The sequence below is a fragment of the Thalassospira australica genome, assembly GCF_000763295.1.
GTDB lineage: Bacteria > Pseudomonadota > Alphaproteobacteria > Rhodospirillales > Thalassospiraceae > Thalassospira > Thalassospira australica.
In genome coordinates this window covers 101,275-114,201 of record NZ_JRJE01000030.1, presented here as the reverse complement: position 1 = coordinate 114,201, position 12,927 = coordinate 101,275, and the positions used below count along the sequence as shown (strand labels likewise).

Below are 12,927 nucleotides of genomic sequence, written 5' to 3'. Positions count from 1 at the left end.
TTCGCATTAACGGTTCAGGAAAGCAGACAGGGTGAGCAATACCGCATCGGGTTTTTCGGCATGCACCCAATGACCTGCCCCCTTGATGCTGGTAAAGGCGGCCTTGGGAAACAGTGACTTGATGTGGTCGCGGTCCTTGGGATCGACATAATGTGAATTGGCACCCGAAATAAACAGCACATCACCATCATACTGATCAGCAAGCCCGCCCTCGGGCCAGCCGGTAATATCGCCAAGATGTTCTGCCATGGCATCAATATTGACTTGCCAGGACATGGCACCCGTTTCCTTGTCGGTCGCAACATTCTGGGCCAGGAATTGGCGAACACCTTTTTCCGATACCCCTGATGACAGGGCGTCTTCGACCTCGGCGCGGCGGGAAATTTTTTCGAAATCAACCGACCGCATCGCTTCAATATAACCGCTATAGTCATGGTCATATTGTACCGGGGCAATATCAACCACCACAAGGTCCGCCACAAGATCTGCATCAGCCGAAAGGGTCAACATCATGGATGCCTTGCCCCCCATGGAATGCCCGACCAGATGAACCGGTTTGTCCGAAACGTCCCGGATCAGTTCGGCCAGATCCCCTGCCATCGCGGGATAGGTCATTTCCATGTCCCAGTCTGATCTGCCGTGATTGCGCAAATCAGCCGTAACCACGTGGTATTTCTCGGCAAGGCGTCGGGCAATGGCCGTCCAGTTCCGCGCCTGACCAAACAGGCCATGGATGATCACGATGGTACCGTTATCGCGGTTTTCGTCGCCAAAGGCGTAATGGGCAAGTTTCATAAAGACCAACTTCTGCGCAATTGGGTGGGGCTTGTCCCCCTTTAATAACGGTGCGGGGCATCAAGGTGAAGAGCACAAACAAAAACACCCCTGCATCATTGTGATACAGGGGGTGTCATTGTCTGCGTACCGGTTGACCGGCCGCTGGTATTGCTTGGCTGCAGAATTATGCGCCAGCCGGAACGCCGCCATGTGGCTTGCGGTTCGCACCAAACAAAGCGCCGACTTTGCGGACCAACGCAACAAACATGCTGCGAATCGCTTGTGCACGGAGATATTCAGCTTCACGCTGCAGGGCTACCAGATCATAATCACGATACATTTTCATGTCCGCTTCCTTTTAAAAACATCCGGCATTGTTCCCGCCGGGGTTTCGCTGTGTTATTTGCTAAACCCCATGTACGCCTGTTCCATCGCTTCTACGAGCAGAGTTTTCTCACCCCAAATATGCATTTGACGCATACCTATTCGACTGCTTGTCACATTTTCATCATGCATATTTCACATGCTTGTATCATGACAAATAAAGCGTTCATTTGCCTCGTTTTTTGTAAGTCATCTTGATGAACGTCCGGGGCAGACCTTGACCTTTAGGGGCTAAACCGTTGCCCTCTTCGCGCGAAAACACCCGGACGGCAGAAGAAAAAACACTGAAAAATATTTGGTACAGGTGAATTTTTCGCCAAATACGGTTGAAACTTTGAATATTTTCGCCGGACTCCGAACCCACAATTTCGCATAGCTCGACCAAAAACAAAAAACGACAATATCCTCAATAGATATTGTCGTTTTCCGATCCAGCGAAAACATGGTTATCGGGCGATTTTCATCACCGCTTCGCGGCGGGTCACTTTGGGCTTTGACGCCAGATCACAATGCGTAATTCAGATATTTCGGTTCAAGATATTCCTCAAACCCCCAATGTCCGCCTTCACGTCCCTGCCCGCTTTCCTTCACACCGCCAAATGGCGCACCTTCGTGGCTGGTGGTGCCGTCGTTAATTCCGACAACACCTGTTTCGAGCTGATCGGCTATGCGCTGAATCCGGCCAATATCCCGACTGTAAAGATAGGATGACAACCCTGTGCGAACCCGGTTGGCCAGTTCAATGACGTCATTCTCGGTGGTGAAGCGATATATCGGGGCGACCGGCGCAAACAGCTCCTCGTTAAAGCAATCCGCTACATGGGGCACATCGGTCATTATCAACGGCCGGGTGAAGTGGCCCTCGCCAGGCAGGTCTGCACCATAAATCAACGTCGCACCGGCTTTTTTGGCGTTTTCAACAAGTCGTTCAACCTTGGCCACCGCCTGACGATTGATCAGCGGGCCGATTTCCATACCCGGCAAAAACCCGTTACCCATCGTTTGTGCAGTACTTGCAGCGACAAACTTTTCAACAAACGCATCATACACCCCATCCTGCAGAAAGATGCGGTTGGCACATACACAGGTTTGACCGCTGTTACGGAATTTCGAAATCATTGCCCCGGCAACAGCGGCATCAATATCGGCATCATCCATGACAATAAATGGCGCATTGCCGCCTAGCTCCAGCGACAGCTTTTTCATCGTCGCTGCACATTGCTCCATCAGGCGTTTTCCCACTGCGGTTGACCCGGTAAACGACAACATTCGCACACGTGGGTCCCCGGTCAGCGCTTCGCCAATCGGGTGGGGTTGGCCTGTCACCACATTAAACACGCCAGCGGGGAACCCCGCCTGCTCTGCCAGTTTGGCAGCAGCCAATGCTGAAAGCGGTGTGTCTTCTGCCGGTTTGACAATCACCGTGCACCCAGCTGCAAGGGCCGGGGCGCATTTGCGCACCACCATGGTCAACGGGAAGTTCCATGGCGTAATCGCCGCCACCACTCCGACAGGATGTTTTTGCACGACAACACGTCGGTCACGCTGGGTCGCAGGCATGGTTTGACCATAGGCACGTTTGGCTTCCTCGCCATACCATTCGGCATAGGCGATTGCACCAACCACTTCACGAAGCGCCTGATCATAGGGCTTGCCCTGTTCAAGGGTAATCAGGGATGCCAATTCTTCCTGATGGGTTTCAAGAAGGTCACGCCACCGCCGCAGGATCGCTGCACGTTCCTTTGCCAGCATCCGCGACCATCCGGGAAACGCCGCATGGGCAGCATCAATTGCCTGACGCGCTTCTGAGGTCCGCATGAACGGCACGGCGCCAATCACATCGCCCTTTGCCGGATCAATAACGTCAAGAACCTCGCGGCTATCAGCATCACGCCAAACGCCATTGATAAAGGCACGCTTAAGATCCCAATCGCGGATCACGTTTCGCGCACGCGCACGTCCTTCACGGATGGTGGCTTCATTCGAATCGGCAATATCATTTGGGGCGACGGACGACATTTTCAGACATTTCCTTTGGCGCATGTATTGAAAAATTAATTCCGTTCACGCGCTTGTGATTCCAGTTTCGGGGGCGCAACTGGGACACTAAGCCGAGCGGCAGGCACGAAGCAACAAGATGCTTCGCATACATACAAGAAATCAGGGCCTGTTTCGCGATCAGTGTGAGAGCAAAACGACAATAGAGAGAACCCATGAAGCACCTTGTTACTGCAGGCCTGCTGGGCGCAATCATCGCCGCCGGATCATCGGCCCCGATGACTGCCAATGCTGACGAGATGATGGACAACACAACTGTCGAAAACCGCAAGATGCTGATGGATGGCATCGGTGGTGCGATGGGAACACTTGGTTGCTATCTGAAAGGGCAGTGCGATTTGCCCGATCCGGTTGTTCGCAACCTTGCCAATGGCATCGCCTTTGCTGCAACCGCAGCACCGGACGCGTTTGAGCCCAAAACCATGGATGCCACGGTAAAAACCACTGCAAATGAAAACATTTGGGCGAACTGGGATGATTTTTCCGCCCGCTTCCCGGTGCTTAAGGACGCGGCCCTTGCAATGGCGGCTGCTGCCGGGGACAAATCAGCAATGGGTGCCGCCATGGGCAATCTTGGTAAATCCTGCAAAGGGTGCCACGACGAGTACCGCACCAAGTAAATCCACCTGAGTTTTTCTCGCCGCCCCCAATGATGGCGAGCCCCCCCGGCCCGGTTTTCTCCCCATAGCTGCCCCCTCAGCTTATTTGAAAATACCGACCGGGGAACTTACTTCAAACCAAAGAGCCCGCCGTGATCAAAATCGGTTCACAGCGGGCTCTTTGGTATCACAGCCATTTTCCTTCGGGTTCTAGCCCCGCGCAAGTGTGACTCCACCCCAGACCAGCAATCCACAAACGCCCAATATGATGATGCCCAGTACAGGGGATGCAAAATTGATCCGCATGAAACGATCAGCAAGATCAACAGGCACCTTGCGCACACCGGTAACCATCGCACCAATCAGGTTTTCGCGTTTGACCACCAGATAAAACAATGCAGCAAACACGTGCAATCCGACAGCGGCGTATATCAGGTTGATGTTGGTGTGATGGATCCAGTTCATAACACGGGCGACATCCGCGCTGGCATAGGCAACCAGCGGCCCATCAAAGAACAAAAACGTATCTTCGCTTGCAAAAAGCCCACTTACTGCCTGCACCCCCACCAACAGGATCAGCACTGCAACCATCCATCCCCCGGCCGGATTATGCCCAGCATAGGTCAAATCAGACATCGATCCTTTGGGTATTTTAAGGGCATAATCGACCACCTTGCCCGGCCCCGTCAAAAAGGATGTGAAGCGGGCATTTGAACTGCCGACAAAACCCCAAACGATGCGAAACAGAACAAGGGCCAGGACTGTGTATCCGGCAATCGCGTGGATATCGATCATCACCTGTCGGTTGGTCCACCAGGACGTCGCAATCGCGGCCACAAGTGCCCAATGAAACAGACGGACAGGGAAATCCCAAAGTTTTACTTTTTTCTCGTCAGGCGTTTGTGTGCTCATCACAATCTCTCTTGCGGTGTCCGGTCATGATCATGCCTTTAAAACGTCATGGCAGTCGCCTGCCGGTTCAAGGCGCGCACCCATCAATTTGCAGTTATAACATTCAAAAAACGTGAAAATTTTCCCCAAACAGACATTCTCTATTTGAAAATCATTCTCACAAGCAGTATCACTTAACCAGATGCAAAGTGATCAGGGTCACATTTCAGGTGTCAATGCAGGCATTTACACTTGGTCTTTTTTGCTCTGATCCATGGGGCTACGCCCTTGGCTCACTTTTCAGGGATAGATGGGAACTCCTATGAAGATCGCAAAAATTCTGGGTACGGCTGTATTGGTCTCTACCCTTGGTGCGCACGCATATGCCGCGCCGGGCGCCAAAGACGTACTTACGACATATGCCGATATCGCGCATGCCGGTTACGAAGATTCGCTGATCACCGCCAAAGAATTGCAAAGTGCAATTGGCGCGCTGGTCACCAACCCGTCAGCCGAAACCTTTGATGCAGCCAAATCCGCCTGGCTGGCGGCACGCGCACCGTATCAGCAGACCGAAGTTTATCGCTTTGGCAATGCCATCGTTGATGACTGGGAAGGCAAGGTAAACGCATGGCCGCTTGATGAAGGCCTGATCGACTATGTCGAAACCGGCCTTTATGGTGAAGAAAGCGAAGAAAACCCGGCCTATACCGCCAACGTGATCGCCAACCCGACCCTGACCATTTCGGGCGAAACCATTGACGCATCGACCATCGATGCAGATTTGCTGAAAAGCCTGCATGAAATCGATGATGTCGAGTCAAATGTTGCGACCGGCTATCATGCGATTGAATTCCTGCTGTGGGGTCAGGACCTGAACGGGACCGACGCCGGTGCTGGTGAGCGCGCATGGACCGACTATGCCGCTGGTGACGACTGCACCAATGGCAACTGTGACCGTCGTGGTGAATATCTTCAGGCTGCGGCTGATCTGATGGTGTCTGACCTTGAATGGATCACCCAACAGTGGGCCGAAGGTGGTGACGCACGCGAAACCGTTTTTGAAGGTGACGGCGTTCCGGGCCTGACCGCGATTGTGACCGGCATGGGTTCGCTGTCTTATGGCGAACTGGGCGGCGAGCGTACCAAACTTGGCCTGCTGCTGCATGATCCGGAAGAAGAACATGATTGCTTCTCGGACAACACCCATAACAGCCACTACTATGACGCGCTGGGCATCCAGAACGTATACCTTGGCCGCTATACCCGTGTTGACGGTTCGGTTGTAGAAGGCCCGTCGCTTTCTGATTTGGTTGCTGCCAATGACAAGGCACTCGACAATGAACTGCGCGCCAAGCTTGCGGCATCAGTTGTTGCCGGCAAAGTCATGGTTACCCGCGCAGAGGGCGGCGAAGCGTTTGACCAGCTGATCGCCATGGGCAACGAAGATGGCAATGCCGTCGTTCAGGCCTTTGTTGATGCGCTTGTCGATCAGACCAAATCAATCGAACAGATCATTGCCGCTGTTGGCATTGACGGCATCGAATTTGAAGGCTCCGACAGCCTCGACAATCCGGCTGCAGTGAACTAATCCAAAGGCAGGCACCTGCCTGACGGGATTTTGAACGGCGGGGGATGGTGTCTCCCGCCGTTTTACTTTGTTATCAGATCAAGAAGCACCTGATGAAACGCTCCGCCCCCCTTTCCCACAAAATCTTTGCGGCAACACTTTGGTTTGCTGCGGTTGGTGCCCCCCTTAGCCCAACACCTGCGAACGCAGAGGATATCGGTAACCCCGCACTGCCCGGCGGAACAACCACATGGCCCAAACCGGATGGCCGCAACGCCTTTACGCATTATTCTGCGAACATGACCTTTGAAAAGCGGCTTGATTTCAAGCTTGGCGAGGCCCTTTTTCAAAGGCTTTGGATTTCAGCTCCGACACGTACAAAGGCCGCAGACGGGCTTGGCCCACTGTTTAATTCACGTGCGTGCAATGGCTGCCATATCCGCAATGGCCGCGGTCATCCCGTCGATGAAGATGATGATCAGGCCGGGGCAACATCGATGCTGCTGCGGTTGTCCATTCCACCGCAGACCATTGATCAGTTGCGCGATCACCTTGATGGTAAATTGGCAAGCATCCCCGATCCGGTTTATGGCGGGCAGTTTCAGGATTTCTCTGTTCCGGGCATCAAGGCCGAAGGGCGGGTAAACGTCAGCTATAGCGATATCAATGTGGCTCTTGCCAATGGCGAAACCATCACCCTGCGCAATCCAACATATCAAATGTCTGATCTTGCCTATGGTCCGTTGCATCCTGATGTCATGATATCCCCACGCGTCGCGCCGCCCATGATCGGGCTTGGATTGCTTGAAGCCATTCCGGACACCACACTTGTCGCGGCAAGTGATCCGCAGGATGCAGATGGTGATGGCATTTCCGGGCGGATCAACCACGTTTGGGACATCGCCAAGAATGACTTGGCGATTGGTCGATTTGGCTGGAAAGCTGGAATGCCGTCTCTTGATCAGCAAAACCAGAATGCGTTTCAATTTGATATCGGGCTTTCAACCCCGCTATATCCCCATGCCAGCGGCGATTGCAGCACCGCACAGACCAACTGCCTGACCGCACCTGATGGCAATGATCCGGAATTTGACGACCTGGAAGCTCATTCCGTGATGACGGATCTGGTGTTGTATTATACCCGCAACATCGCCCCGCCTGCGCGCCGGAATATCAATGATGCCAATATTCTGGCCGGTGAAGCGATCTTTGCCGATATCGGTTGCGCATCCTGCCATACCCCGCGCTATCAATTGCCAGAACAACCCAATCTGGCCGAACAGTCTGGTCAAGTGATCTGGCCTTATAGTGACCTGTTGCTCCATGACATGGGCGATGGACTGGCTGATCACCGACCAGAAGCACAGGCATCGGGCAGCGAATGGCGTACACCACCACTTTGGGGGTTGGGCCGCGCACAGGAAATCGACCCGCGTGCCCGGTTCCTGCACGATGGTCGGGCGCGCACCATCCTTGAAGCTATCCTGTGGCACGGTGGCGAAGCCCACGCGGCACGCGACGCCGTCACAAAGCTGCCACCATCAAAGCGCAGTCAATTGCTTGCGTTCCTAAAGTCTTTGTGACGCGATATAACCTGCCAGAACTACTTTGAAACCGGGGAAAGCCACATGTTCTCAAAATCCTCTTGGCGCAGTATCCTGCTTTCGACTGCAGCACTTCTTACGCTTGGCATCACCAGCCAAAGTGCGCACGCCGATATCCCTGATGAGAATTATCAGACCATTCTTTCCCACCTTTTGACGTCCGTTGTGCCGCCGAAACTTGATGCCTTTCACACGGCGACCAACGATCTGGCAGAAACCATGGATGATTTCTGTAGCGATCCGGACCAGAGTGAACTGAAAGACGCCCAAACAGCATTCCACGAAGCCATGGACATCTGGCAGGAACTTCAGCCTTGGCGCATGGGACCGATGGTTGCCAATGGCCGCGATCAGCACATCGAATACTGGCCAGATAAACATGGCACCGCAGCACGCCAGTTCCGCAAGCTGATGTTTGATAAACCCGCAGCCTATACCGATCCGGAAAAGCTGGCTGGTGCCAGTGCTGCCCTGCAAGGGTTTCCGGCACTTGAAGAAGTCCTGTTTGATGACAAACACGCCGAACAGATGGTTGCAGCCAACGAAGACGGTATCTTCTTGTGCCAGTACGGCGCCGCTATTGCGATCAATCTGGGCACCCTTTCGGGCGAACTTCAGGCCGACTGGCCGGAATTTGCCAAGGCCATGCGCAATGCCGGGCCGGAAAGCATGGATTATCCCACTGCGAAATTTGCCGCAACGGACCTGTATCGCGCCCTGCATGAAGGGCTTTTGATCATCTCAAGCCAGAAACTGGCCCGTCCACTGGGGGATAATGCCCAGGGCGCACGCGCAAGCCGGGCGGAAAGCGAACTGTCTGAACGCTCGCTTCGCAATATCGAGCATAACCTTATTGGGCTGTTTGCGATTTATGACGGCAAATGGGGCGACGTCGGACAAGAAGGAACAGGCTTGGCGGCCTTGATTGACAGCAGCTTGCTTGACCGATCATTTCGCCTGAACTGGAAAACTGTTTCCGATGCAGTTGCCGATCTGCCACCTTCGGTTTCGGAATTATATGCGCAGCCTGATGGCTATGCGGCGCTTGCTGGCATCAAGGAACAGATCGACTTTCTGACAACGCTTGTTGAAAACGACGTCGGCGGCAACACCCAGCTTGGCGGCGGGTTTAACGCGCTTGACGGTGATTAACACCCTGTTGATTGGAAATTGGAAGTCGGAGAAATGAAACATCAACGTCGCGGGTTTCTCAAACTGATCGGTGTTGGCGGGGCCTTAACCCTGTTGCCAACAAGTATTACACGCGCAGCAAGCCCCCCGGCGATTGAAGACCGTGCGGTATATATCGCAGCCAGCGCCGGCAACAACGGGGACTACTATGTCAGTGCGTTTAACGCATCGGGCGGTATCCTGTATGAACAACCCCTGCCCGGTCGCGGTCATGACATCGGGCTTCGCCCCAACCATGTCGATGTGGCCGCCGTTGAACGCCGTCCGGGGCTGTATGGTCTGATCCTTGATCGTCATACAGGCAACGTCCGGGCCAAACTGCACTGCCCGGAAAATCGACGTTTCTATGGGCACGCAGTTTATTCCCATGATGGTCGATATCTGTATATCACCGAGAATGACTTTGATCAGGCACGCGGGGTTGTATCGGTTTGGGATGCCCAAGATGGTTATCGCCGGGTTGCGGAATTCAACAGTTACGGCACCGGCCCGCATGAACTTCACCTCATGCCCGATGGCGAACATCTGGTGATTGCCAATGGCGGCCTGCATACCCACCCCGATCAGGACGGGCGCACACCGCTTAACATCAGTTCAATGGAACCGAACCTGTCGATCATTGACCGACGCACCGGCAAGCTGATCTATCAGGCAGCCCTTAAACATGACTGGCACAAACTTTCCATCCGCCATCTTGATGTGACGGCCAATGGCATGATTGCAGCAGGCTTTCAGTATCAGGGGGATATTACCGATCAGGTGCCACTTGTGGGCATTTGGCATCCCGGCGGGGACATTCGCCCGATTGAAGCCCCCGACACGGTTCAGGTCAGGATGCGTCAATATTGCGGATCGGTGCGCTTTGATACATCCGGACAGGTCTTTGCCATTTCCTGCCCGCGTGGTGGACTGGTGACTTTCTGGGATGCCCAATCGAATGATTTTCTGACCCACATTGCGGCACCGGATGGCTGTGGACTTGCGGCAACAAATCGTACGGGTGAATTTGTTGGCACCAGTGGCCTTGGCAACAGCTGGCGCATGGATGCGATTCGTCGAAAACGGGTTGAACTGCCCGACGATTCGCATAAATCGCTTCAATGGGACAACCATTTGCGGCGTATGAACACTTAGACCTGTGATGAAAAACACGCAGAAAACCAGCACTTCTGGTGTGGTCTTTCTGTCGTCTGATGGCTGAATCCCAAGGAAAACCATGCCATTATCCGACTGTTTTTGTCGGGATATTTATATCAGACAATCATCAACCAAAACTTTTTCGCAAATGAGAACGATTTTCACTTGCGTGACATTTTTTCCTCGCCTATAACAGGTCTCGACACAGCCCGCGAATGCAACCCATTCGCATTTTGTCCCCAAAATGGCTTGTCTCTCACCTACGGGTCCTCTCTCCCCGTAGGTCTCTCAAGGTGGAAAAGCGGTGGTTATCGATGCGGGAAACGATAACCGCCGCTTTCTCTTTTCAGCCCTGAAAATCACTTCGCATCGCGTAATGCGACCAGCAGACGCAAGCTGTTGATCGTCACCAGAACGGTGGCACCGGTATCGGCGAGAACTGCAAGCCAAAGCCCCGTCACCCCGGTGATTGACGTGACAAGGAATACCGCCTTCAGCCCCAGTGCGATCGTGATGTTTTCACGAATAACCCGTCGCGCCGCGCGTGAAAGTTTGACGAGGTTGACCACATCGCCCAACCGGTCCTTGACCGCAACGGCATCAGCCGCCTCAAGCGCGATATCCGTACCACCGCCAATGGCAATCCCCACATCTGCGGCCTTCAGGGCCGGGGCATCATTAATGCCATCCCCAACCATCGCCACCGGACCAGTACGGTTTGGTTCATCCCGCAGGCGCGTCAGGGCGTTCAGCTTGTCTTCAGGCATCAGTTCAGCGCGATATTCCATGCCGAGCTCTGCAGCCATGCGTTTGGCAACGCGGGCGGCATCCCCGGTCAACATCACCGGCGCAATGTTGAGTTTGGCCAATTCACCAAGGGCCTGTTTCGCATCACCGCGTGCAACATCACGCAGGGCCAGCGCACCAATTACCTGACGGTCTTTGAGCACAACCACTGCAGTACTGCCATCATCCTCCTGTGCAGAAAGCCAGTTTGACATCGCGTCTTCAAGATCGGCGTCAAGACGCCTTGCCGCCCCGACTTGATAACGTGCCCCATCGATTGTGCCTTCAACACCAGCACCGGCGATGGTTTTGGCATTTTCCACCACGGGCAGTTCAAGATGACGATCCCTGGCCGCTGTCACCACCGCACGGGCCAGCGGATGAGATGTCACGGATTCAAGTGCGGCTGCAGTCGTAAGAACGGCATTCTCGCCATAGCCTTCTGCGGCACGGATGGCGACCAGTCTCGGTTTGCCTTCGGTCAGGGTGCCGGTTTTGTCAAACGCCATGGTCCGCACGGAACCGATCATCTCAAGCCCAGCACCACCTTTGACCAAAAGACCGATCTTGGTTGCGCGGGCCAGTGCCGATGTAACCGCTGCCGGTGTCGAGATCACCAGTGCACACGGACAACCGATCAACAGAAGTGCAAGCCCCCGATACACCCATTCGTCCCATGCCTGCCCGAACAAAACCGGGGGCACAACAACGGTCAGCGCTGCAAGCGCCATAATGATTGGCGTATAGATGCGGGCAAATTTGGCAATAAAGCGTTCAACGGGTGCCTTGTGCTTTTCGCTTTGCTCAACCAGTTCGATCACACGATCAAGCATGGTGTTCCCCGCCGCACGGGTCACCGAAATGCGTACCGGACTGTCCGTGACGATCGCCCCCGCAAAGACTTCTGCGCCGATCGCGCTATATACCGGGACAGATTCCCCGGTCAGATGGCTGTTGTCGATATCGGCCGTGCCGGTTTGGATTGTGCCATCTGATGGCACCCGTTCCCCCGGTCGGACTTCGACAATGTCACCGCGCACAAGTTCATGCGGTGAGATGCTGTCAAAACCATTGTCAGTCATGCGACGGGCTGTTTCGGGCGCCAGCTTCATCAGGGCCTTGACCCCGCTTCGCGCACGACCTGCGGCAACGCCTTCAAGACGTTCGCCTACAGCAAACAGCAATACGACCACCCCGGCTTCCAGGCTTTCGCCGATCGCAACCGCACCAATCACCGCGACTGACATCAGAAGCTCGATGGAAAAAATTGCCCCGCTTTGCGCCAGACGAAAGGCCTTTTTCATCACCGGGATTGCGGCAAGAATTGAGGCCACAGAAATGGCATAGGGGCCTGTTGCCGGAATGACTGCGGCAATCATGCCGCCCAGTGCCAAACAAATGGCAGCAAAGGCAATTTCATCATTTTCACGCCCCCAGGGGATGATTTTACGCAGGGCGGTTTTGATAGGCGTGCTTGATGCGTTGGTATCCTCGTTGGTCGCAGAAGCGCTGCTTTCACCCCCGCAGCATGCCGCCCCACTCCCCGGTTTGGCAGAACCCTGTCCGGCCTTTTCCTCGGCCGGGTACCCCAGTTTATTGAGCGTGTTGGTGACCATATCGCGATGATTTACGTGATCGGCATCCAGTCCGAGCGTCACGGTTTCACGCATCATGGAAACGTCGACGCACGAAACACCATCCATCTTGCCAAGGGCGGTTTCGATCTTGGCAACGCAAGATCCGCAATCCATGCCCGACACCTGCCAATGGTAATGGGCAACACCGTTTTCATACTCACGCAGCACTTGGTGTAACTGCGCGTTCTGTTCGTCACTTAGGGGGTCGGATGCGGAAATGCCCTGCGCGGTGTTGGCAAAATCTTGATTGGGCACAGCCTTTTTCAACGCCACCAGCATTGAATCCCTGCAAT

General features: G+C 54.3%; 10 protein-coding genes. 5 read left to right on the top strand and 5 right to left on the bottom strand.

From position 1 onward, the window contains the following. Positions 1-6: 6 nt before the first annotated feature. From JF44_RS0112980 to JF44_RS0112975, 3 genes are all read right to left on the bottom strand, one after another. The gene (locus tag JF44_RS0112980; protein ID WP_033069405.1) at positions 7-795 is read right to left on the bottom strand and encodes an alpha/beta fold hydrolase; all 789 of its coding nucleotides are present in this window, start codon (positions 793-795) and stop codon (positions 7-9) included. A 166-nt stretch (positions 796-961) separates the two neighbouring features. Then, positions 962-1,123 (bottom strand): RSP_7527 family protein, encoded by a 162-nt coding sequence (locus tag JF44_RS20350; protein ID WP_156111685.1) that lies wholly within the window; start codon positions 1,121-1,123, stop codon positions 962-964. 542 nt (positions 1,124-1,665) lie between these two features. After that, positions 1,666-3,180, bottom strand: a complete 1,515-nt coding sequence (locus JF44_RS0112975) for an NAD-dependent succinate-semialdehyde dehydrogenase (RefSeq protein WP_081944444.1) — start codon at positions 3,178-3,180, stop codon at positions 1,666-1,668. A gap of 194 nt (positions 3,181-3,374) precedes the next feature. Between JF44_RS0112975 and JF44_RS0112970 the strand changes: the two genes are divergently transcribed. Continuing rightward, the gene (locus tag JF44_RS0112970; RefSeq protein WP_033069404.1) at positions 3,375-3,839 is read left to right on the top strand and encodes a c-type cytochrome; all 465 of its coding nucleotides are present in this window, start codon (positions 3,375-3,377) and stop codon (positions 3,837-3,839) included. A gap of 189 nt (positions 3,840-4,028) precedes the next feature. Here the strand turns inward: JF44_RS0112970 and JF44_RS0112965 are convergent, their stop codons facing one another. Continuing rightward, the gene (locus JF44_RS0112965; RefSeq protein WP_033069403.1) at positions 4,029-4,730 is read right to left on the bottom strand and encodes a cytochrome b/b6 domain-containing protein; all 702 of its coding nucleotides are present in this window, start codon (positions 4,728-4,730) and stop codon (positions 4,029-4,031) included. Positions 4,731-5,031: 301 nt separating this feature from the next. Between JF44_RS0112965 and JF44_RS0112960 the strand changes: the two genes are divergently transcribed. The 4 genes from JF44_RS0112960 (at position 5,032) to JF44_RS0112945 (ending at position 10,208) form a co-directional block, all read left to right on the top strand. Beyond that, positions 5,032-6,300 carry an imelysin family protein gene (locus JF44_RS0112960; protein WP_033069402.1) on the top strand — a complete coding sequence of 423 codons (1,269 nt, stop codon included), beginning with the start codon at positions 5,032-5,034 and terminating at the stop codon, positions 6,298-6,300. A gap of 92 nt (positions 6,301-6,392) precedes the next feature. Continuing rightward, a complete protein-coding gene (locus JF44_RS0112955; RefSeq protein ID WP_033069459.1) occupies positions 6,393-7,862 on the top strand; it encodes a di-heme oxidoreductase family protein in 1,470 nt (489 codons plus the stop codon). Between the two features lie 45 nt (positions 7,863-7,907). Beyond that, on the top strand, positions 7,908-9,035 hold the full coding sequence (locus JF44_RS0112950; protein WP_033069401.1) for an imelysin family protein: 1,128 nt from the start codon (positions 7,908-7,910) through the stop codon (positions 9,033-9,035). A 33-nt stretch (positions 9,036-9,068) separates the two neighbouring features. After that, positions 9,069-10,208, top strand: a complete 1,140-nt coding sequence (locus tag JF44_RS0112945) for a DUF1513 domain-containing protein (protein ID WP_033069400.1) — start codon at positions 9,069-9,071, stop codon at positions 10,206-10,208. A 362-nt stretch (positions 10,209-10,570) separates the two neighbouring features. Here JF44_RS0112945 and JF44_RS0112940 read toward each other — a convergent pair whose 3' ends face one another. Further along, a complete protein-coding gene (locus JF44_RS0112940) occupies positions 10,571-12,913 on the bottom strand; it encodes a heavy metal translocating P-type ATPase (RefSeq protein WP_238318448.1) in 2,343 nt (780 codons plus the stop codon). Positions 12,914-12,927 lie beyond the last annotated feature (14 nt).